Here is a 21,595-nt window from a genome sequence, read left to right on the forward strand (position 1 = left end):
GTGAGTGCGGTCGGTGGGCCTCGATTCCGCCGACCCCCTTTCCCCGACGGAGCTGAGCACGATGAGCAATGGGACCCAGTCGATCGACCGGGCGGCAGAGATCCTGTCGTTGGTCGTCAGATCCGACGAACCGATCTCCTACACCGAGGTGGTCGACGAGACCGAATTGGCTCGGTCGACGGTCTCACGCCTGCTCTCCGCACTCGAGCGCAACGGTCTCGTCGAACGCGACGGTGAGGGCCTCTATCGCGGCGGATCGCTGTTCGCGACCTATGCCTCCCGCTTTGACCGGGTGGAGAACCTGGTCTCCGCGGCCGATCCGACCCTGCAGCGCCTCAGCGAAGAGACCGGGGAGACCGTCAACCTCGCCATGCCGGGCCCCAAGGGAGTCGTCCAGGTCGCACAGGTCGACTCGACCTTCGTCCTCGGGGCCACGAACTGGGCCGACGTCGAGGTGCCGCCGCACTGCTCGGCTCTGGGCAAGGTCATGTTCGCCTACGACGTCATCCCGCTGCCGACAGGTCGGCTCGAACGGCGCACCGAGAAGACCCTGGGCTCACGCAAGGAGCTCACCGACGATCTCGACACGGTGCGCGAACGCGGATTCGCCATCGTCCACGAAGAATTCGAGATCGGCCTCGACGCTCTGGCGGCACCGGTGTTCGGCATCGACGGAGACGTCGTCGCCGCCGTGGGCATCTCCGGACCGACGATGCGCATCGCCGACCACCACGACCGCCTCGGCGCAATGCTCGTCGACGAGGCGGGACTGCTCTCGCGCACCCTCAAGCGCAAGGTCACCCACAGGTAGATAGAGCGAAAATAGGTCACTTTCGGATACTTTTCGGCGCTGAAAGTATCCGATGGTGACCTGGATTCGTGTGGCCGTGTCCGATTGCGACCTATTATCTGTCTACGGTGGCTGCTCACCACGCCGTCGAGACCTCTTCGGCGCCGCCGAGGGCCGCGAGCTGCTTGCGGCGCCAGACCTCGGTGTCCTTGATCTGATTGAACGTATAGATGTGCAGGCCGGCGATGCCCATGTCCGGGTCGTCGAGCACCGGGCCGATCTTGTCGAGGAACTTCCGCGGGTTGTAGCCGCCTGGCTTGGCCATCCGCGTGAACGTCGCCGTGTTCTTGCGCAGGAATCGCGTGGACTCGCCCACCCCGATCTTCGTCGCGACGCGGGCGAGCTTCGCCAGCTCTACCTTCCCGGCGATGCCGAGGACCAGCGGCAGCTCGATGCTGCGCGAGCGCACCCGGGCCACCCACGCGGCGACGAGAGCCGGATCGAAGCACAGATTCGACACCAGGTGCGTGGCGTAGTCGCGTTTGTCCCACATCGCCTGGACGGTCACATCATCGGGGATGATCGGGTGCGATTCCGGATAGGCGCTGACGCCGATATGGCGGAACGGGGCGGCCATGGAAGAGAGATCGACGAGGAGGTCGTGGGCTCCGACGTACCCGCCGGCCGGGGGAGTGGCGTCCCCCGCGGGGACGAAGATCCGGTCCACAGCCGCCTCGGCGAGGCGATCGACGATCTCCGTGAGCTCGGGTCTGCCGTGGATCATCCGTGCGGCCAGGTGGGGCACGGCGCGGAAGCCCAAAGCCTGGAGCTGTTCGGCCGTGGACAGCGTCGCCTCAAGCGTCAGCCCCGTCGATGCGGTCACGGTGATCTCGCGGCCCGGTGCCACGTACTCTTCGATGCGATCGACGATGCCGGCCGTGGGCAGTACTTCGTAGCGGGCGGTGCTCAACAGCGTGCGCAGCGTTGACTGTGACATCCTCGTCTCCTTCTCGGAGGTCGATTCATGAAACTCGCAAGTGCGAGTCCCTTGCGTCCCGGTGCCTTCGATCCTACACTCATTGTACCCATGATATGGGAATTGAGTTCCATAATATAAAACTGTGCGAGCAGGGGGAACATCATGGACAACAACGTCCCCACAGTGGACCAAAGTGACAGGCAAGTCCCGATCAACCTACGTCAGTCCGGCCCGACCCCGGTCGAAATGCTCATCGACACCCGTGTCCGCAAGTCCCCTTACTGGGAACTGTCCATGCAGCAGGGATGCTGGCGGGCGTCGATCTACAACCGGATGTACCACCCGCGCGGCTACATCACCCGCGATGAGGGCGGGATGATGGCCGAGTATCAGTCCCTCGTCAACGATGTGACCCTGTGGAACGTCGCCGTCGAACGGCAGATCCAGGTCAAGGGTCCCGACGCCGAGGCGTTCGTCAACTTCGTCATCACCCGTGACGCGACGAAGATCCCGGTGATGCGTGCCCGCTACGTCATCCTGTGCAACGAAGCCGGCGGCATCCTCAACGATCCGATCCTGCTGCGCGTCGGCATCGACGAGTTCTGGTTCAGCCTCTCCGACACCGACCTCATGCTCTGGCTGCAGGGGGTCAACGTCGGCGGCCGGTTCGACGTCACGATCGCTGAGATCGACGTCGCACCCGTGCAGGTCCAGGGCCCGAAATCCGTCGACGTCATCGCCGACCTCGTCGGGGAGGAGGGTCGCACGCTGCCGAGCTACGGACTCATGGAAGCCCAGGTCGGCGGCCGCGATGTCATCATCTCCCAGACCGGATTCACCGGGGAGAAGGGCTACGAGATCTACCTGAAGGATGCGACGAAGTACGCCGAGGATATGTGGAACGCCGTCCTCGACGCCGGCGCGCCGTACAACCTCAAGGTCGTCGCCCCCAGCCACCACCGCAGGATCGCCGCGGGCATCCTCTCGTGGGGACAGGGCATGGACTTCGAGACACTCCCATTCCAGGTCAACCTGTCCTATCAGGTGCCGCGGAAGAAGGAGGCCGACTATATCGGCAAGGCCCGCCTCGAGGAGGTGCGCGATCTCATCGAGGCCGGTACCCCGCCGTATCGCACACAGCTGGTGGGTCTGCTGATCGGCGGCAAACCGATCACGGACTACGCGCCGGACTTCTGGCTCGTCTCCGCCGCGGCTGATGGCGAGGCCGTCGGGTATGTGACCTCGCCGTGGTATTCGCCGGAATTCGAAGCAAATATCGCCATGGCGCACGTTCCGGTGTCGGCAACCGAGCTCGGCACCGAGTACTGGGTGCATCTGCCGGAGCCGTTCGCCGATGCTCCCGGAGTCCCGGTTCGCGCCGAGGTGGTCGAGATGCCGTTCCGCCCGAGCGTCAACCCCAACCAGCGTGAGCGTCTGAAGATGCGCGGCCTCGACGCCGCCGTCTGAGTCGACTCCCGCTCCCGAGACCGAGCGCGGTCGCCGTTGCTTCGAGCCGGCGGCCGCGTTCGCATCCCTCACCCGCAGCGGCTGTTCCTGCAGTCAGCAGAGCACCCCTCACCGTCAGTGACGGCTCGCCCCGATGCAAAGGGGTGATCTGTTGCTGACGGTGAGGGGTGCTCGCAATCGTGCGAAGTGCGACTGGCGGTGACGGATGCGCCTGGGCCAGCCGGACGCCCGCGATCACTTCCCGCGCAGCGCCTTGACCTTGGCGAGCAGTTCGTTCTCGGCGTTCGGGCCGGCCTTGACTCCGCGCGGCAGGCGGAACATGAAGACGATTCCGATGAGCAGCCACAGGCCGAACATCGCCCACGACTGCCAGGCGAGCTGCGCGGAGACCGGGGTGATCGGCAGGTAGAGAACGAAGAGGACGAGCGTGAGCACGGCCGCGATGACACCGATGGCGAAACCGGAGTTGCCCTTGCCTCCGATGCGCAGCGGTCGGTCCATCGCCGGTTCGCGCTTGCGCAGGACCAGGAAGGCGACGCTGACGAGGAAGTAGGCGATGACGATCGCAGGCGACCCCGCATCGACGATCCAGCCCAGCGCCGCCGAGCCGAGGAACGGCGCGAGGGCTGACAATGCCCCGATGAAGAGGATCGCGTTGACCGGAGTGCGGTAGCGCGGGTGGAGCTTGCCGAACCAGGCCGGGATCATGCCGGCCACGGCCATCGCCCACATCAGGCGAGACGAGCCCATGAGGAACGCGTTCCACGAGGTGATGATGCCTGCCAGGCCACCGGCGATGACGATCTTGCCCCAGACGGCGGAATTGAACATGGCCGCCAGCGCATCCGCAGTGACGAGGTCATGTGTGGCCAGGTCGGAGGCGGGCGCCGCCAGAGACGTCATCCCGATGACGATGACGTAGAAGGTGATCGCCATGAGCACCGAGACGACGACGAGCTTGCCGATCTTCGCCGGCGGCAGGTTGATCTCCTCCGCCGACTGCGGGATGACATCGAAGCCGACGAAGAGGAACGGCACGACCGCGACGACGGCGATGAAGCCGGATCCGCCGCCGGTGAACAGCGGTTGGGTGTTCGCGGCCTCGCCGCCGGTGAAGCCACCGGCCAGGAGCATGAGGGCGACGATGATGAGGAAGGAGACGACGAAGGTCTGGGCGAGGGAGGCGATCTTCACGCCGCGGATGTTGATCCAGGAGATGATGATCGCAGTGACAGTGCCGACGAGCGCCCAGGTCAGGTACACATCGAAGTCGGCGATCGTCCACAGTTTGACGAACTCGAGGTTCGGGAAGAGGTAGAGGGCGGTCTTCGGTACGGCGACGGCTTCGAACATGACGACGCTGATGTAGCCGCCGGTGATCGCCCATGAACCGAAGAGGGACACCTGCGGTCCCATCGCCCGGATCAGGTAGTTGTGCTCACCGCCGGCGTGCGGCATGGCGGCCACGAGTTCGGAGTACACGGTGCCGACGAAACACATGATGATGCCGCCGACGACGAAGGCGAGGATGGCGCCCAAGGTGCCGGCGCCGGACAGCCATTCGCCGGTGAGCACGACCCAGCCGAAACCGATCATCGCGCCGAATCCGATGAAGAGCGCATCGAGCGAGCCGAGGGCTTTGACGAAGCCGTGGCCTCGATCCGTTGGTGCTGCCTGCGATTGACTCATGGGTACCTCGAGACTTCTGTGTGGACGGACGAACAGATACTGGGCCGTGCCGCCGGCGTGAGCCGAATCACGGCAGCTCCGATAAGGCAGAGTAGCAGGATTCTGACCGTTACCGGTGAGTTGTCTGCCCGGGACGCTGAACCGTTGCGATGGTGCTACATTTCGTCAGGTGCACAGCTCACATCGCGCGGCGATCGTCCGCGTCATCGCGGGCTACACGGCAGCACTGGTCACCGGAACCACTCTGCTCATGACCCCGGCGGCCACCGTCGCCGACGGCGGCATCTCACTGCTCAAGGCGCTCTTCACAGCCACCTCGGCGCTCAGCGTCACCGGACTCGTCGTCCTCGACACCGGTCAGGATTTCACGCTCTTCGGTCAGATCGTCATCGTCTGCCTCGTCCAGGCCGGCGGCCTCGGGGTGCTCCTGCTCACCGCACTGCTCGCCCTGCTGCTGGCCGGAAAAGCCGGCCTGCGGCTGCGCCAGTCCGTGGCCTCGGAGACGAAGAGCGACGCGATCGGCGGCGTCAAGCCGCTCGTCCTGCGCATCACGGCACTGACCGTCGGGACGGAGCTCGTGGTCGCCTCGGTGCTGTTCTGCCGGTTCTTCTTCCACTACGACGAACCCGTCACGGCGGCACTTTGGGACGCGATCTTCCATGCGATCTCCGCGTTCAACAACGCCGGATTCGGGCTGCGTCAGGACAACCTCGTCGACTATGTGGCCGACCCGTTCATCTGCGGTCCGATCGGGCTGGCGGTCATCCTCGGCGGGCTCGGCTATCCCGTCCTCATCGAACTCGTCCGGCGGTACCGAACCCCGCTGAAGTGGGGTCTGACCACGCGCATCATTGTCGTGCTCACTCCGGTTCTGCTCATCGGCGGAACCGTCTTCATCGCCGCGATCGAATGGAACAACGCAGCGACGATGGGCCACTTCGATGTCTGGGGGAAGGTCCAGGCCGCGGCGTTCCAATCGACGATCACGCGCACGGCCGGGTTCAACTCGATCGACATCAGCCAGATGCACACGGTGTCGTGGTTCGGGGTGGACGTCCTCATGTTCATCGGCGGCGGCCCGGCCGGCACCGCGGGCGGGGTCAAGATCACGACGATGGCGGTGCTCGCGGCCACGACATGGACGGAGATCCGCGGCGGCCGCGCCGTGACCCTCTTCGGTCGCCGCATCTCCCGTGACGTGCACCGACAGGCGACGACAGTCATCGTCCTGGCGCTCGGCTGGGTGCTCGCAGCGACGATGGTCATCCTGCTCGTCGATCCGAGGTTCGGCCTCAGCCGGGTCCTCTTCGAGGTCATCTCCGGCTTCGGCACCGTCGGACTGTCGACCGGGATCACCGCAGACCTGTCCGGCCCCAGCCAGATCGTGCTCATCCTGACCATGGTGCTCGGCCGGCTCGGCCCGGTGACCGTCGCCTCCGGGCTGGCGCTGCGCGAGCGCCCCATCCGCTACGAACTGCCGAAGGAACGCCCGCTGATCGGCTGAGGCCGCCGGGCCGGAAAGGAAACGACCATGAACGAGAAGAAGAATTGGATGGCGCGGTCCGCGTCGTTCTTCACCGGCGACCCCTCGCCGCTGGCGAAGGACGGAGCTGTGGCCGTGATCGGGCTCGGCCGCTTCGGCGGGTCACTGGCACGTGAGCTCGCCGAGCATGGAGTCGAGGCCATCGGCGTCGACCGCGACGAATCGGTCGTGGCCGAGTTCGCCGACGTTCTCGCCCATGCCTCCCGCGCCGATGCCACCGACGAGGTGGTGCTGCGACAGCTGGGCATCGACGAGGTCTCCCGCGTCGTCATCGCCATCGGCAGCGACCTCGAGGCGAGCATCCTCGTGGCGTCGCGGATCCTCAAGCTCGGCAATCGGCACATCTGGGCGAAGGCGATCAGCGAAACCCATGCGGAGATCCTCCACCAGTTGGGCATCGGCAACGTCATCAGCCCCGAGAACGATATGGGCCGCCGGCTGGCCCACCTGATCAGGGGGCATATCTCGGACTTCCTGCCCATCGACGAGGATTTCGTCCTGGCGCGCACCACCCCGCCGGTGCGCACGACCGACGTGCCTTTGGCTTCGCTGGGGCTGCGCTTGACGTATGACGTCACGATCGTCGCGTTCAAACGTCGCGGCGGCGGCCATTGGGACATCGCCGACCGGGATGTCACCCTCTACGCCGACGACGAGATCCTCGTGGCCGGCAGCCCGACGAAGGTCGAAGCGTTCAGTGAATTGGACAAGGACGCCGACGCTTAGGCCGACGTCCTTGGGCAATTGGTATTACCGCGCCGAGGAGGCGCCTGAGGTTTCAAGGGTCCCTCGACGAGGCGGCCCCGGAGCCGGGCGCGTCCGATCCGGGTGCTGGTGCGGGCTTCAGTCGCCGAGGTCGACGACCTCGAACTCGAGGAGGTTCGCCTGCTCGGAGACCGGGGCCTTGCCGGTCGATTCGTGCGAGGACGAGCGGCCCTGCTTCCAGTTTTCGAAATCCTCCTTCGTCGCCCACTGGGTGTAGACGAAGTACTGGTCCCCGCCGGCGACCGGGCGCAGCAGCTGGAAGCCCTCGAAGCCGGGAGCTCCGTCGACCGAATGCTTGCGTTCGGCGAAGCGCTTTTCGAGTTCCGCGCGAGCTGGTTCGGGGACGGAGAGCGCGTTGATGGCGACGACTGACATGATTGCTCCTTTTCATCAGAGGCAGTGGTTGTCGGTGAGCGGCTGGCTCACCTCGACCTTACGACTCCGACCCGAATGCTGTCTGAGGAGTCCGCTTGGTCGCTCGCAGAGTCTCAGAACCGATGTCGTGCAGGGGTCCAGTATCTGGGTATCTGGGCGCGCGAACCCTGCCTGTGCCTGTATCTGTGCCGAGTTTCGGTCGATCCGTGCGGGGGCAGCGCCCGAAAACCGTCACGCATCGTCCGGAACTCGCGGTGCGAACGGTGCTCCTGCTGACCTGAGTCGTGTTCAGGTGTCCGGCTGGTGGGTAGGGTGGCCCACTATTCGCCCTCGCTGACCTCGAGCTGGGTGAAGTCCAGGCCGGGGGAGTGGGCTGCGGCGGCACGGCGGATGCGTTCGGCGGTGAGCTCACTGATCGTCGGGAACTCGGCGTCGCTGGTCCGGCCCGTTCCGTCACCGACCACTACGGCCTTCGCAGTCTTCGACCGCAGCGGCTCCGGGGTCTGCACGAGCACGAATGATCGCGTACCTGCGTCGCGCGAATTGGCCTCCATCACGGCCTGCGCCGTGGTCCCGGATCCGGCGAAGAAGTCGAGGACGATGGCATCGGGGTCGAAGAACGTCTGCGAGGCCACGAGCGCCTTGACCAGCTCGACCGGCTTCGGATAGCTGAACACCCCCGCCAGACCCAGCGGCTCCAGATCGTTCTGCCCGCCGAGCGCCTTGATGATCGAGTACATCTTCGAACTCGCCTTCTCCGCCGGCGTCACCCGCACCACCGCGTGTTTGCCCTCGGTTCCCCACGACCTGAGGATGTACTCGCCCGATGCCAGCTTCGCGTCCACCTCGGCGAGTTTCCTCTCGCCTTTGACGGCGACGATGTCCTCATACATCAGCCGCCGCTCCGACCCGCGCGCATACCGGCCGAAACCGGCGCGCAGCACATCGGTTTCCACGAGCATCCGCCTGCCGTCGATGACCTCGAGCTTCGCCGGCGACTTCTTCTCCGTGAGGAACGGCCCGACCCGGCTTGCCTCGCGGGCCCAGACATGCACATAGTCGTGCCCGCGCACGAACGACCGCGCATTGCCCCCGCCCTTGGCCCGCTGATGGATGAGCGTGCCCAGCGAATTGTCCTCACCGAAGATCTCGTGCCCGAGCAGCTGCGCCCACGCGCTCTCCTTGTCGTCGAGATGGAGGAACAGCACCCCATCGTCGCGCATGAGCTCGCGCGCGAGCAGCAGCCGCGGAGTCATGAAGGACAGCCAACTGGCGTGATCGTGCCCGTGATCCTTGTAGGTGTGCGCGTTGCCCGTGTTGTACGGCGGATCGATGTAGACGACCTTGACCCGCCCGCGATGCGTGGCCAGCAGCGCCTGCAGAGCCGGCAGATTGTCCCCGACGATGAGCAGATTCTCCCGCGGATCGGGAGCGACGCTCGATCCGTCATCCTTGCGCAGGTGAGGACGGCGGGCGCCCTCGCCGAGGTGGTGCTCGGGTCCCTCGTCACCCTCGCCGAGGCGGGGCTCGCGTTCCGTATCACAGTCACCGAGGTGGTGCTCGGGTCCCCGTTCACCGGGGCCGGGCCCGGTGTCGGCATCCGCGATGAGGCGGTGGCCGAGGGCGAAGGCGGCGGCCTTGCCCGGCCACTCCAAGACGGTCGTCATCCTTCTCCTTCACCCCGAACGGTGCCAAGATTGCTGTATGAGTATTTCACGAGTGGCCGTCGTCGGTGCCGGCATCCTCGGTGTCGCCGCCGCCCGCGAAGTCACCATGAGGTTCCCCGCCGCCGAGGTCACCGTTTTCGACAAGGCCGATACCGTCGCCGCACATCAGAGCGGTCACACCTCCGGAATCGTCGACTCCGGACTCGATCAGACACCCGGCTCGACGGAGGCGAAGCTCACCCGACGGGGCCTCGAGCTGCTCATTCCCTATATGGCCGAAGCCGGCGTGCCCTACCGGGAATGCGGGCAGCTGCTCATCGCCCAGAACACCGACGAAGCCGAACGACTCGAAGAGATCTTCGCCCGTGCCAAGGACAATGAGGTCCCCGGAGCGCGACTGCTCGAACGCCACGAGATCGGAGCCGTCGAACCGGCGGTCAGGGGAGTCCTCGGACTCTTCTCACCCCATGCGGCCGTTGCTGACTTCTCGGCGCTCACCGCCGCGCTCGCCTCCGATGTGCGCGGCGCCGGAGGGACATTCCGCTTCGGCACCGAGGTCACCGGCGTCGATGCCATGAGCAACGAAGTCCGACTGCGTGGGCGCCCGGTCCCGGCAGAAGACTTGCCGGCGGGGGATGCGGCTGCAGCCTCGGAATCCGGCGATAGCGCCCGGGGTGAAGGCACTGCCGACGAGCGGGATGAACACGATGGCGCGGCCGGCCCTGACGGCCGCGGCGCGGAGAATGCCGACGCTCATGACAGCCGCGACGAACAGGTCCGCGACCGGCCGCGCACCTACCGCGGGGAGGAAGGCCGCGAACCCGTCATCGGCATCGGCGACGAGCTGCGCGATCGCTTCGGTGGGCAGGACTGGTTCAGACAGGCCGAATCGACGATCGGCGAGTGGACGCAGAAGGTCTCCGACGCGTGGGCGAACCGCGACGGCTCGCGTACTGGTGGCGCAGGATCGCGCGCTGGTGACACACCCAGCAAGTCGCGCCGCGACGGCTCGGTCCGGGACGCTCCAGCCGAGGAAGTGCTCGGCGCCTTCGACATCGTCATCGTCTGCGCCGGCCTCCAGGCCGATCGCCTCGCGACCGCCGCGGGACTGAATGCCGAACCGAGGATCGTGCCTTTCACCAGCGACTTCTATCGGATCCCTGCTGCTGATACAGACGCCCCCACCGGCACCGAGGTGGTCCGCGGCATCATCGGCTCCGTTCCCGACCCGCAGGCCCCCTTCACCGAAACCTCGATCGTCCGCGGACTCGACGATGGGATCATCCTCGGACCGAACACCTTCGTGGCCCTCGGCCGCGAAACCTACGACCGCCACGGATTCGACCTCGCCGATATCAGCTCGACCGCCAGATCCAAGGGATTCTGGAAGTTCGCCGCCCAGACAGCGAAGACAGCGGCCCGCGGAGCCAGGCCGCTGGTGAGCAGGACCGCATTCGTCGACGGAATCCGCCGCTTCGTCCCCGAGCTCGACCCGACCACGGTGGTCCCCGGGACCCGCGGAGTCCGCGCTCAGGCGATGACCGCCGACGGCGGACTCGTCGACGAACTCACTGTGACCAGGCGCGGCAGGCTGACCATGGTCAGGTCCGTGCCGAAGTGGGCGGCCACCTCGGCGCTGGCGATCGCCGAGACGATCGTCGATCGGGCGTTCGAGAACTCGGCCCGTTGAGGCCAACCTGCCATCCTGTGAAAGGGATACTGCTCGTGAGCGAAAATCGGCAAGTCCCCGCGCTGTGTACGTGGATCGAAAACGGTCCTGACGAAAGCTGGACGCTGCAGGTGGATCTTCCGGCCTCATCCATTCCCGCCGAGGCGGCTCCCGAGGACGGACAGGAGATCTTCGTCGACCTCAACGGCGTCACGAACAGACGGAATGTGCCGGGCGGAATCATGGTCCGACGCCCGGCCGGGGACGAGGGCGGCGACAGTGTCGACGGTGCCGGCGCGACGCGGTATTCGATCGAACTGGCGGTTCCGCGGGGGTATCGCGGGGCGTTGCGCTTCCTGTCCGTGCCGCGAGGATTCCAGGTCGCCGACCGTCCGACCTGGCTCGATGTCCTCGCGAAGGGTTTCGTTCCCACCGGTGATCACGGCCTGCGCACGGTCACGGACATGCGTCGAAAACAGGTCCTCGAACTCGCCGCACCCGATGCCCGGCCCTTGAACTGGACCGGTGGAGCCAGAGCGGGCGCTGGCACGAGCGGAAGGGAGGAGGAAGGGCGGTCCGACGTCGACGAACAGGTCATCACCCTCGGTTCCTCACCGAGGCGGACCTGGATCCACCGACCGCAGCGGGGCCCCGCCTCGGCGCCGGTGCTCATCGTCTTCGACGGGGAGCGGTTCATCCGCGGGGGACTGCTCACGGGGATCGACGAGCTGGTGTCCCCGCCGTCAGCGGTCATCGCCATCGACCACGCTCCCGTCGGGGAGGGCGGCCCCGATGAGGACGCGGCCGTCGGTCAGCGCGCCGACGACCTCGTGATGAATCCGCGGTTCTGCGACGACGTTCTCGCCCTCGTTCGTCAGACGGCACCGGAGGTCCCGGTCCGTACGATCGTCGCGGGCACCTCATATGGCGGACTGGCCGCGGCCTTCTTCTCCCTGCGGCATCCGGAGGCGTTCCGCGGGATCTGCCTTTCGCCGTCGTTCTGGGAATCCGACGATCGGGGGCGCAGGATCTGGGATCTCGCGCCGAGCCGATCCGACGACAGATCTGACGGCACTGACGGGGAGTCGGAGTCCCACGAGTCGGAGCCCCTCGAGGCCGTCGCGCATCCGACATTCTGTGTCGACCACGGGACCCTGGAGACGGTCATTGCAGACTCGGTCGCCGAGGCCACCGAGGAGTTCGCCGCTCGCGGCATCGATATCGTGTCTCGACCGTTTGTGGGCGGGCACGAATACCTGTGGTGGCGCGAACTCATGCTCGTCCGCCTGGCCGAAGTCCTGGCGGAATGATCCGAACGCTCACCGGCCTCGGTCACGGGGCGCCCGGAGTGGGGGGAGCCGTCTCGGCGTGGGATTCCTGTGCCGTCGATCTCTGTCGACGATCAGCCGGAATGGCGTTCGAGGAACTCGTAGACCTCGGTGTCGTCGACTCCGGGCACGGCACCGGGCGGAACCGCGGCCAGCAGCGAGGCGTGCATGCGGGCCGACGGCAGCGCCTGATCCTCCCATTTCTCGGCCAGGTCGTCCGGGGCCTGCCGGCAGCAGGACGGATCCGGGCATCCGGACTGCGAGCGGATCGGTGACTCCCGACCTTCGAACCAGCGGACGTGGGAGAACGGGACGCCGACGCTGATGGCGAAGTCGCCGCCAGGCAGCACGCGGGCTGTGCACCAGAACGATCCGTGCGGGGTGTCGGTGTATTGGTAGTACGGGCTGAACCGGTCTGCGACGCGGAAGACGGTGCGCGAGGTGAAGCGCTTGCACGCGAACTGGCCCTCGATCGCTCCGAGCGGATCGGTAGGGAACGGCAGGCCGTCGTTCGAGTACGCCTTGTGGATCGTGCCGGAATTGTGGACCTTCATGAAGTGCACGGGCAGTCCGAGATGCTCGGTGGCGAGGTTCGTGAACCGGTGGGCAGCCATCTCGTAGCCGACGCCGAACATATCGCGCAGATGCTCGACGGAGAGCACCCGCTTCTTCTTCTCCTCCTCGAGCATAGGCACGGCCGCGGACTCGGGCAGCAGGATCGCGGCAGCCAGATAGTTGGCCTCGACGCGCTGCTGGAGGAACTCGTGGAAGTCCTTCGGGGAGTCATAACCGAGGACATGCGGAGCCAGGCTCATGAGCAGGTGCGACCGCGGATCGAAGGCGGCATCGGCATTGGGCAGATACAGGCGCTTGTTCGCGGTGTCCGAGATCGACCGAGTCGATTCTGGCAGGTCGGAGACGTAATGGAGGCTGAAACCGAGCTTCTCGGCGATGAGCGCTGTCTGCCGCTGTGACACCGTTCCGGATTCGTAGCCGACGAGGTCGAGCAGTTCCGCGGCGGTGGCCTCGAGGTCGGCGAAGTAGTTGTTCTTCTCCCTCATCCGATCCCGCAGCTCCCGGTTGGCCCGCCGTGCCTCCTCCGGGGTGGCCGCACGCCGTTCGAGGGCTTCGCCGAGCTGCCGCTGGAGACCCACGATCGCTTCGAGGGCATCGGCCGGCAGGGACTTGATCCGCACCTGCGGCAGCCCGAGTGCGGAGTACATGGGGGAGGCCTGATTGCGTTCGGCCTCCAATTCGAGGGCTTGACGCTCGTCGATCGGAGCCGGATCGATGAGCTCGGAGACATCTGTCTTCAGTGCCTTCGCAATCGCGGCCAAGAGCGTGACAGAAGTTTCTCGCTTGCCGTTCTCGATCGTCGAGATCTGGGACGCTGCGCGCCCCACTTCCTGCCCCAGCTCGTTGAGAGTCAAACCACGCTTCTTGCGAAAAAAACGGATTCTTCTGCCGATGCTGAGCGGGTCGGTCTGCTGGTCTTCGCTCTCAAATTCCGCGCCAACGCTGTTCAAGGCGCCTCCCTCGGTTTCTGTGGGCCGGTTCACAATCGTGAAAACCAGTATGACAGAACCGCGAAATTTCTGAAACCGGAAATATCGAGATTATTCATCCGAAAAAACAATGCGAGAGCGCTTGCGGCCCCCGCAGACTGGATACATCAACAACCCCGAGAGATCGAGAAAGAGAAGGACAATGACTGAGAACACCACGCAGAACAGCTTGCACGATGCTGAAGCCATCCGCCGCGAATGGGCCACCAACGCCCGCTGGTCGGGAGTCGCTCGTGACTACGAGCCCGAGGATGTCGTCAAACTGCGCGGTTCGCTGATCGAGGAGCACACGCTGGCCCGTCACGGAGCCGAGCGCCTCTGGAACCAGATCACCGCCGGCGACATCCACTCCGGTGACTACGTCAACGCACTCGGTGCACTGACCGGCAACCAGGCAGTCGAGCAGGTCAAGGCCGGCCTCAACGCCATCTACCTCTCCGGCTGGCAGGTCGCCGCCGACGCGAACGCCGCCGGTCAGACCTACCCCGACCAGTCGATCTACCCGGCCAACTCGGTCCCGCAGGTCGTCCGCCGCATCAACAACGCTCTGATGCGCGCCGACCAGATCGAGACCTCGGAGGGCAACAAGCAGGTCGATGACTGGTTCGCTCCGATCGTCGCTGACGCGGAAGCAGGCTTCGGCGGCACGATCAACGTCTACGAGCTCATGCGCTCGATGATCGCTGCCGGCGCGGCCGGTGTGCACTTCGAGGATCAGCTCGGTTCCGAGAAGAAGTGCGGCCACCTCGGCGGCAAGGTCCTCGTTCCGACCTCGCAGCACATCCGCACCCTCAACGCCGCCCGCCTCGCGGCCGACGTCGAGAACGTGCCCAGCCTGGTCATCGCCCGCACCGACGCCGAGGCAGCCACGCTGATGACCTCGGACATCGACGAGCGCGACCAGCAGTTCGTCACCGGTGAGCGCACCGCCGAAGGCTTCTACAAGATCACGAACGGACTCGAAGCCGGCATCGCCCGCGGACTGTCCTACGCTCCATACGCGGATCTGCTGTGGATGGAGACCTCCACACCTGACCTCGAAGCAGCCAAGCAGTTCGCCGAGGCGATCCACGCCGAGTACCCGGACCAGATGCTGTCCTACAACTGCTCGCCGTCGTTCAACTGGCGCAAGCACCTCGACGATGCCACCATCGCGAAGTTCCAGCGCGAGCTCGGAGCCATGGGCTACAAGTTCCAGTTCATCACCCTGGCCGGCTTCCACGCTCTGAACTACTCGATGTTCGATCTGGCCCACGGCTACGCCCGCGAGCAGATGAAGGCATACGTCGACCTGCAGGAGCGCGAGTTCGCTGCCGAGGAGCGCGGATACACCGCGACCCGCCACCAGCGTGAGGTGGGCACCGGCTACTTCGATCTGGTGTCGACTGCACTCAACCCCGAGTCGTCGACCACCGCGCTGGCCGGCTCCACCGAAACCGCTCAGTTCCAGTGAGCCGCACCGGGTTTTCGCCCCGCTGACCAGCGGGGATAAACCCACCCAGAACCCGGGGCGGATCGGCAGTGTTTTCACGGGGTTCACATTGTCGATCCGCTCCGTCACACCACAGACGCATCGAAACCCCGCCACGATCCCACGGGAACGCTCACGAACACGGGGCAGCCGCCTCGGCGAGGATCCCCCACAGCACCAGCCGCACATTCCAGGCACACACTACGACGGGTGAGGAGAAGCCCATGTCTTACATCAAGATCAACGCGCCGCTCGAAACCGGCTTCGGCACCGTCCTTTCGGAGCCTGCTCTGACGTTCATCGCCAAGCTGCACGACGAGTTCGCCGGCACCATCTGCGACGTGCTGCGCACGCGCCGGGCCCGCGCGGCCGAGATGAACGGCGGAACCCTCCCCCGCTTCAAGCCCGAGACCGCACGCATCCGCGCCGACCGCTCCTGGTCCGTCGCCGGATCCGCCGGTGCCCCCGGCCTCGAAGACCGCCGCGTGGAACTCACCGGGCCGGTCACCGAGGATGAGGTCGTGGCGGCACTGAACTCGCAGGCGAAGGTGTGGCTGGCCGATCTCGAAGACGCCACGAGCCCCACCTGGGCCAACGTCATCGGCGGGCAGGTCAACCTCTTCCGCGCCATCCGCGGTCAGCTGCCCGGCGTCAACAACGACAACCAGCCGACGATCGGGCTGCGCCCCCGCGGTTGGCACCTGCCCGAGAAGCACCTGATCTACGTCGATGACAACGGAGCCGAGTTCTCGACCTCCGCAGCGCTGGTCGACTTCGGTCTCTACTTCTTCCACAATGCTCGGTACCTCATCGACAACGGCTCCGGCCCGTACTTCTACCTGCCGAAGCTCGAGTCCTCGCAGGAAGCACGCCTGTGGAACAAGGTGTTCGTCCTGGCACAGAACATGCTCGGCATCGAACGGGGCACCATCCGGGCCACCGCTCATATCGAGACGATCACCGCAGTGTTCCAGATGGAAGAGATCCTCTTCGAGCTGCGCGAGCACTGTGCAGGTCTCGAGGCCGCCGGTTGGGACTACCTGTTCTCCGTGGTGAAGAACCTGCGCAACACCACCGACTACGTTCTGCCCGACCGCGAACGTCTGACGATGGATCTGCCGCTGATGAAGGCCTTCACTGACCGGCTCGTGGCCACTTGCCACCGTCGCGGCGCACACGCGATCGGCACGATGTCCAACCTCATGGCCGATCATCCGGACGAGGAGTTCGTGGCCGCCGAGTTCGAGCGCATGCGTGAGGACAAGGCCCGCGAGGCCTGGCAGGGCTTCGACGGCACCTGGGTGGCCGACCCGGCACTGGTTCCGGCAGCGCTGGCCGTGTTCGACGCCGCTCTGGGCTCGCAGCCGCACCAGCTGGAGAACAAGCGCCCCGATGTGCAGGTGACCAGCGAGAACATCCTCGACCGCACCGGCCTCGAGCCGGTCGTGACCGAAGAGGGCGTGCGGGTGAACATCCGCGTGGCCATCGGATACATGAACGAATGGCTCGGCGGCAATGGGCACGTGGCTCTGGAGAACCAGCTCGAAGACGTGTCGACGGCCGAGATCTGCCGCTCGCAGATCTGGCAGTGGATCCGCCACGAGGTGACTCTGGACAACGGTCAGCAGCTGACCACGCGTCTGGTGGAGCGTTACCTCGGAGAGGAGCTGGCTCTGATGCAGCGCCGTGCCGATGACCACTTCGATGAGGCCGTGGAGATCTTCCGTGAGACGGCGCTGGGTGAGGAGTTCGCCGAGTTCCTCACCATGCCGGCCTACACCGACCACCTGGTCGACCGGGTGTCCAAGCCCACCGAAGCCTTCGTCGCCTAACAATTACTACCTGACGGCGGCCCAGCAACCTCGCGCGAGGTTGCTCAGCCGCCGTCAGGTAGTTCTGGGGGTGGGGTGGCGGTTACCTGACCGTAGAGTGATCCCGAAGTGAACGAATCATGGATGAGTCCATATACTGGGGGCCATGACGATTCTCATTGGCTACCTACCCGCTCCCGAGGGTGAGGCTGCTCTGCGTGCGGGTTTCGCAGAGGCCGAACTGCGGTCGAGCGCTGCCGTCGTGATCAACTCACAGCGACGAGGTGCCAGTGGAGCTCCGACCGAGATCGGTGAGGACGAGATCAAGCGGATCGTCGACCTCGGCAGGGAATCGGACGTCGAGGTCGAGGTGCTCCAGCCCGATCACGAAGACGATCTGCCCGGCACGCTCAACGACCTCGCCGAGGAGTACGACGCCCAACTCATCGTCATCGGCCTGCGCAAACGCTCGGCAATCGGGAAGTTCATCCTCGGCTCGCAGGCCCAGCGCATCCTCCTCGAAGCCGAAGTCCCGGTGCTCACGGCCAAGGCCTGAGACGACGGCCAAGGGACTGAGGCGACGGCCAAGGCTTGAGACGAGGGCCAAGGCCCGAGACGACGGCCAAGGCCGGAAACCTCGCCGAGGCGGCCCTGACCTCGGACTCAGCGCCGCGGTTCCAGCCCCCACCCCCACGCGAGGAGCTCGGCCAGCGACACCCCCGCAGCGTCGCTGAGATCCGTGATCTGCGTGCGGCACGAATACCCGTCGGCAAGAACGACCTGCAACCGCCCATCCGCGCCGGATCCCGTTGCTCGAGCGCGCGAAGCATCTGAGACAGCCTCCGTCGCACGATGAGCTGAAGCGTCGGTATCGGTATCGGCAACGGTGACGCTATCGGAATCGGCCCGAGCCTCCACCCCGGTGGCCCGTCCGCGTCTGCGCAGAGCCGGCAGCAGAGCCACCTCGGCGACGGCGACCGAAGTCTCGAAATGACCGTCTTCGACGCCGAAGTTCCCGGCCAGACCGCAGCACCCGCCGAGGAACTCAGTGTCCGCTCCGGCCCGGGCCAGCAGCTCCTGATCGGCGGCGTTGCCGAAGATCGCCGACTGGTGGCAGTGCGGCTGCACGAGTGCTTCGACCCCGGACAGGTCCGGCAGTTCGGCACCGATGCTCAGCAGATACTGGGCCAGTGTCTGCACCCGGTTCGCCACCCGGTGCGAGGCCTCATCGGCGACGAGCTTGAGCGAATCATCCTTGAGCGTGGCCAAACACGAGGGCTCGACGCCGATGATCGGCACATCTCCGGTGACATCGAGTGCGGTGATCGTCTCCGACAGATGCGCCCTCGCGGCATCGAGCTGACCGGTCGAGATGAGCGGCAGTCCGCAGCACACCGTCTGATCGATCACCCGCACATGCACCCCGGCCTGCTCGAGCACGGCGACGGCCGCGGCGAGGATGCGCGGAGCGAAATGGTTCGACCAGGAATCGGCGAACAGCACGACCTCAGCCGTGGGCCGCAGCGATTCTGCGGCCGTTGACGAATCCGCGGCCGGCGACGAATCCGCGCCCGGTGACTCGGCGCTCGAGCGGGACTCAGCGGGGGAGTGCGACTTCGGTGCCGCCTCGGCGGTGGTGGCCCACCATTTCCTGAACGTCGTGTACGCGAACTGCGGAATCGACCGGCGGACGTCGATGCCGGCCATCTTCTTGGCCAGCGTCGTCAGCCCCGTCAGCCCCGAGACCCGGTTGACCGCGGGTGCGAGAGGAGTGATGAGACGGGCGAGCTGCGGAAGGAACCCGAGCGAATAGTGCTTCATCGGCCGCAGCTTGCCCTTGTACGACTGGTAGAGCACCTCGGCCTTGTACGTGGACATGTCCGTGCCGGTCGGGCATTCGGTCCCGCAGGCCTTGCATGACAGGCACAGGTCAAGGGCCTCGTGCACCTCGGGGGAGTCCCAGCGAGGCTCGAGAAGATCCCCGGACACCATCTCCTGCAGCACTCGCGCACGCCCCCGCGTCGAATGCCGCTCATCCCGTGTGGCCTGGTACGACGGGCACATGATGCCGCCGCCGGCCGCCGAATCCGCACGGCACTTGCCGACCCCGGTGCACCGGTGCACCGCCGACGCGAAACCGGCGGACTCGCCTTCGTAGGCCATCGCGAGGGTTCCGGGCAGCTCCTGACGCAGCGGCAGCTGAGTGAGACGGACCGACTCGTCGAGGGCGTCCGGGTCGACGATGACACCGGGATTGAGCAGATGCTGAGGATCGAAGAGCCGCTTGACCTGGGAAAACAGGTCGAGCGCCGCCGGGGTGTACATGAGGCGCAGCAGTTCGGAGCGGGCCCGACCGTCCCCGTGCTCCCCGGAGACCGACCCGCCGTAGCGCGCGACGAGCTTCGTGGCCGCAACCATGAAATCGCGCATCACCTGCCCGCCGTTCGGATCCTCGAGCGGGAAGTCCACGCGCATGTGCAGGCAGCCGTCGCCGAAGTGCCCGTAGGGAATCGCCCACAGCCCGTGCTCCTCGAGCAGCTCCATGAGGTCATGCAGATAATCGCCGAGGTGGTCCACCGGAACCGCCGAATCCTCCCAGCCGGCGTGGGCGTCGCGCCCATCGGGGGTGCGCGAGACGAGACCTGCGCCATCGGCGCGGATCGCCCACACCTCGGCCGCGGCCCGGGCGTCGAGGACTGCGGAGTCGCGTGACGTCGATTCGGAGATGAGGCGCTGAGTCTCGGTCTCGAGCGCGGCCTCGTCCTCACCGGTGAGTTCGACGACGAGCCAGCCCGCACCCTCGGGAAGGGGCGGGACCGCCTCGGCGCCCTTGGTGTCGATGACCCGGTCGAGCATGCGCGAATCGAGGCCCTCGCAGGCGGCGACGGGGAAGTCCTTCAGCAGCGGCGCATCGTGGGCGGCGGCGACCATGTCCGCATAGCCGAGCACCACCGCCGAGGTGAAACTCGGATCCTTGACCAGGCGCATCTTCGCCGCGAGGATGACTCCCCAGGTGCCCTCGGTGCCGGCGAAGGCGCGGCGGACGTCGAAGCCGTTCTCCGGAAGGAGGGCTTCGAGTCCGTACCCGGAGACCTGGCGGGAGAATGTGCCGAAGTTCGTACGGATGGTGCCGAGGTTCTGTGCCACGAGTTCATGCAGCCGCGGGAACGTGGTGGAGGCGTCCGCGTCATCGAGGATGACGACGGTGCCGTCGATGAGCATGATCTTCAGCGCGAGAATGTTGTCGCCCGTGCGTCCGTAGCCCAGCGCCCGGGGCCCGCAGGCATTGTTGCCGATCATCCCGCCGATCGTGCAGCGGGTGTGGGTGGACGGGTCCGGGCCGAAACGCAGACCGTGCGGTTTGGCCTGTTTCTGCAGGTGGGCGTGGACGCAGCCGGACTGCACCCAGGCCGCCTGCTCATCCGGATCGAGGTCGAGGACCGCGTTCATATGGAGAGAGAAGTCGAGGACGATGCCGCGGCCGATGGCGTTGCCGGCGATCGATGTGCCGGCACCGCGGCTGGTGATGGGCACACCGAGGCGGCGCGCAACAGACAGGGCACGAGCCACCTCGCCCTCGTCGTGAGGGAAGACGATGGCGGCAGGGACTAGTCGGAAGAGCGAGGCATCGGAGGAGTACGCGGCGCGGTCGGTATCGTCGATGCTGAAATCACGGATGCCCGCGGCGCGGAACTGTTCGGCGAGTGCGGTGGGAAGCGGCGTCTGGGACTCGTCTTCGTCGACGGTCGCCCGATTCGCTCCAGTGGGATCGGCCATAGTCGTCATGTCCGCATTGTGCCACTTGGGTTGCCGGAACATCGATACCGTCCATGCCGGAACATTGCGAGCGACGGTCATCGTTGAAACCCAAGTAATGTTATATATTCGTTATCTTACGTGCTCAGAACGGTGCTACACAGTAGCCCGAGTTCCTATATTCGGGAATTCTTGGTGTCTTGACATATTCGTGGTATCTAATGGGACTACACCAATTCGTGGCAACGGGCCACACCATGAATGCAGGGGAAGAAACCATGTCTCGTCGAGCTCGTGAATTGACAGTTGATCAGGCGGCATTAGTCGGTGCGGTCCGAAAGGTCGCACGGCAGCGCTCCAAAATCAACACCGACTATGTGATGGCGATTCTGCGCGCCCGCGAAGAAGGTGCGACCTTCGGTGCGATCGCCGAGGCGGCCGGCACCTCCTCGCAGGCCGTTCAGGAGATCGTGCGCAGGCACGGGCCGGTCAAGCGCAGTGAGCCGAAGGCCGGAGTCGCCGACCCCGCCTGATCACAGGAAGCACGGGGGAAGAATGGCATTCGCCTGCCCCCTCTGTGTCCGCACTTCCCGCGCAGAAACCAGGGCGGTGATCCTTAATCGATATGGATCACCGCCCTTGTGCGATTCATGGACGGTCTCTGACGGTTGCGTGACCGATTCATCGAGGTGCCGGAAGCGGGAATTCTCGTTCCGGGGA

At 65.8% G+C, this 21,595-nt stretch carries 16 protein-coding genes; 10 read left to right on the plus strand and 6 right to left on the minus strand.

Translation table 11 applies throughout. The features are described from left to right. Positions 1–61 precede the first annotated feature (61 nt). Positions 62–811 (plus strand): IclR family transcriptional regulator, encoded by a 750-nt coding sequence (locus tag CXR29_RS01590; RefSeq protein WP_101554830.1) that lies wholly within the window; start codon positions 62–64, stop codon positions 809–811. A 115-nt stretch (positions 812–926) separates the two neighbouring features. Here CXR29_RS01590 and CXR29_RS01595 read toward each other — a convergent pair whose 3' ends face one another. Beyond that, positions 927–1,787 (minus strand): methylenetetrahydrofolate reductase, encoded by an 861-nt coding sequence (locus tag CXR29_RS01595; protein WP_127363689.1) that lies wholly within the window; start codon positions 1,785–1,787, stop codon positions 927–929. Positions 1,788–1,931: 144 nt separating this feature from the next. On the opposite strand from CXR29_RS01595, the gene CXR29_RS01600 reads away from it, so the two are divergent. Beyond that, the gene (locus tag CXR29_RS01600) at positions 1,932–3,236 is read left to right on the plus strand and encodes a glycine cleavage T C-terminal barrel domain-containing protein (protein WP_241241540.1); all 1,305 of its coding nucleotides are present in this window, start codon (positions 1,932–1,934) and stop codon (positions 3,234–3,236) included. A gap of 234 nt (positions 3,237–3,470) precedes the next feature. Here the strand turns inward: CXR29_RS01600 and CXR29_RS01605 are convergent, their stop codons facing one another. Then, on the minus strand, positions 3,471–4,925 hold the full coding sequence (locus tag CXR29_RS01605; protein WP_127363691.1) for an APC family permease: 1,455 nt from the start codon (positions 4,923–4,925) through the stop codon (positions 3,471–3,473). Between the two features lie 169 nt (positions 4,926–5,094). Between CXR29_RS01605 and CXR29_RS01610 the strand changes: the two genes are divergently transcribed. After that, entirely contained in the window at positions 5,095–6,429 is a 1,335-nt protein-coding gene (locus CXR29_RS01610) for a TrkH family potassium uptake protein (protein WP_164742747.1), read from the plus strand. Positions 6,430–6,456: 27 nt separating this feature from the next. After that, positions 6,457–7,194, plus strand: a complete 738-nt coding sequence (locus CXR29_RS01615; protein WP_127363692.1) for a potassium channel family protein — start codon at positions 6,457–6,459, stop codon at positions 7,192–7,194. 117 nt (positions 7,195–7,311) lie between these two features. On the opposite strand, the gene CXR29_RS01620 is transcribed toward CXR29_RS01615, so the two are convergent. Together CXR29_RS01620 and CXR29_RS01625 are read right to left on the minus strand one after the other, a co-directional pair. Next, entirely contained in the window at positions 7,312–7,608 is a 297-nt protein-coding gene (locus CXR29_RS01620; RefSeq protein ID WP_127363693.1) for an antibiotic biosynthesis monooxygenase family protein, read from the minus strand. Between the two features lie 320 nt (positions 7,609–7,928). Next, positions 7,929–9,275 carry a site-specific DNA-methyltransferase gene (locus CXR29_RS01625; protein WP_241241541.1) on the minus strand — a complete coding sequence of 449 codons (1,347 nt, stop codon included), beginning with the start codon at positions 9,273–9,275 and terminating at the stop codon, positions 7,929–7,931. A gap of 37 nt (positions 9,276–9,312) precedes the next feature. On the opposite strand from CXR29_RS01625, the gene CXR29_RS01630 reads away from it, so the two are divergent. Together CXR29_RS01630 and CXR29_RS01635 are read left to right on the plus strand one after the other, a co-directional pair. Further along, positions 9,313–10,965, plus strand: coding sequence for an FAD-dependent oxidoreductase (locus tag CXR29_RS01630; protein ID WP_241241542.1), 1,653 nt, complete (start codon positions 9,313–9,315; stop codon positions 10,963–10,965). A gap of 110 nt (positions 10,966–11,075) precedes the next feature. Next, the gene (locus tag CXR29_RS01635; protein WP_127363694.1) at positions 11,076–12,254 is read left to right on the plus strand and encodes an alpha/beta hydrolase; all 1,179 of its coding nucleotides are present in this window, start codon (positions 11,076–11,078) and stop codon (positions 12,252–12,254) included. A gap of 92 nt (positions 12,255–12,346) precedes the next feature. Here the strand turns inward: CXR29_RS01635 and CXR29_RS01640 are convergent, their stop codons facing one another. Next, positions 12,347–13,798, minus strand: a complete 1,452-nt coding sequence (locus tag CXR29_RS01640; protein ID WP_241241543.1) for a helix-turn-helix domain-containing protein — start codon at positions 13,796–13,798, stop codon at positions 12,347–12,349. A 181-nt stretch (positions 13,799–13,979) separates the two neighbouring features. On the opposite strand from CXR29_RS01640, the gene aceA reads away from it, so the two are divergent. The 3 genes from aceA to CXR29_RS01655 all read left to right on the plus strand — a co-directional run bounded on the left by aceA (position 13,980) and on the right by CXR29_RS01655 (position 17,675). Further along, complete coding sequence (gene aceA / locus CXR29_RS01645; protein ID WP_127363695.1) at positions 13,980–15,290, plus strand: isocitrate lyase; 1,311 nt, start codon at positions 13,980–13,982, stop codon at positions 15,288–15,290. 242 nt (positions 15,291–15,532) lie between these two features. Next, positions 15,533–17,140, plus strand: coding sequence for a malate synthase A (gene aceB, locus CXR29_RS01650; RefSeq protein WP_127363696.1), 1,608 nt, complete (start codon positions 15,533–15,535; stop codon positions 17,138–17,140). Between the two features lie 145 nt (positions 17,141–17,285). Beyond that, positions 17,286–17,675: a universal stress protein gene (locus tag CXR29_RS01655; protein ID WP_025778484.1), complete on the plus strand. Its 390-nt coding sequence runs from the start codon at positions 17,286–17,288 to the stop codon at positions 17,673–17,675. 107 nt (positions 17,676–17,782) lie between these two features. Here CXR29_RS01655 and CXR29_RS01660 read toward each other — a convergent pair whose 3' ends face one another. Next, positions 17,783–20,905 carry an FAD-binding and (Fe-S)-binding domain-containing protein gene (locus CXR29_RS01660; RefSeq protein WP_241241544.1) on the minus strand — a complete coding sequence of 1,041 codons (3,123 nt, stop codon included), beginning with the start codon at positions 20,903–20,905 and terminating at the stop codon, positions 17,783–17,785. A 350-nt stretch (positions 20,906–21,255) separates the two neighbouring features. Here CXR29_RS01660 and CXR29_RS17220 point away from each other — a divergent pair, with 350 nt between their 5' ends. After that, positions 21,256–21,408, plus strand: coding sequence for a hypothetical protein (locus CXR29_RS17220; protein ID WP_164742748.1), 153 nt, complete (start codon positions 21,256–21,258; stop codon positions 21,406–21,408). The last annotated feature ends 187 nt before the right edge of the window (positions 21,409–21,595 follow it).

This window comes from Brevibacterium linens (genome assembly GCF_003999335.1).
Taxonomy (GTDB): Bacteria; Actinomycetota; Actinomycetes; order Actinomycetales; family Brevibacteriaceae; genus Brevibacterium; species Brevibacterium linens.

Bases quoted from the DNA above. Each gene is read 5' to 3' on its own strand.
- CXR29_RS01590 (WP_101554830.1), top strand. From the start codon at position 62: ATGAGCAATGGGACCCAGTCGATCGACCGGGCGGCAGAGATCCTGTCG.
- CXR29_RS01595 (WP_127363689.1), bottom strand. From the start codon at position 1,787: ATGTCACAGTCAACGCTGCGCACGCTGTTGAGCACCGCCCGCTACGAA.
- CXR29_RS01600 (WP_241241540.1), top strand. From the start codon at position 1,932: ATGGACAACAACGTCCCCACAGTGGACCAAAGTGACAGGCAAGTCCCG.
- CXR29_RS01605 (WP_127363691.1), bottom strand. From the start codon at position 4,925: ATGAGTCAATCGCAGGCAGCACCAACGGATCGAGGCCACGGCTTCGTC.
- CXR29_RS01615 (WP_127363692.1), top strand. From the start codon at position 6,457: ATGAACGAGAAGAAGAATTGGATGGCGCGGTCCGCGTCGTTCTTCACC.
- CXR29_RS01620 (WP_127363693.1), bottom strand. From the start codon at position 7,608: ATGTCAGTCGTCGCCATCAACGCGCTCTCCGTCCCCGAACCAGCTCGC.
- CXR29_RS01625 (WP_241241541.1), bottom strand. From the start codon at position 9,275: ATGACGACCGTCTTGGAGTGGCCGGGCAAGGCCGCCGCCTTCGCCCTC.
- CXR29_RS01630 (WP_241241542.1), top strand. From the start codon at position 9,313: ATGAGTATTTCACGAGTGGCCGTCGTCGGTGCCGGCATCCTCGGTGTC.
- aceA (WP_127363695.1), top strand. From the start codon at position 13,980: ATGACTGAGAACACCACGCAGAACAGCTTGCACGATGCTGAAGCCATC.
- aceB (WP_127363696.1), top strand. From the start codon at position 15,533: ATGTCTTACATCAAGATCAACGCGCCGCTCGAAACCGGCTTCGGCACC.
- CXR29_RS01655 (WP_025778484.1), top strand. From the start codon at position 17,286: ATGACGATTCTCATTGGCTACCTACCCGCTCCCGAGGGTGAGGCTGCT.
- CXR29_RS01660 (WP_241241544.1), bottom strand. From the start codon at position 20,905: ATGACGACTATGGCCGATCCCACTGGAGCGAATCGGGCGACCGTCGAC.
- CXR29_RS17220 (WP_164742748.1), top strand. From the start codon at position 21,256: ATGGCGATTCTGCGCGCCCGCGAAGAAGGTGCGACCTTCGGTGCGATC.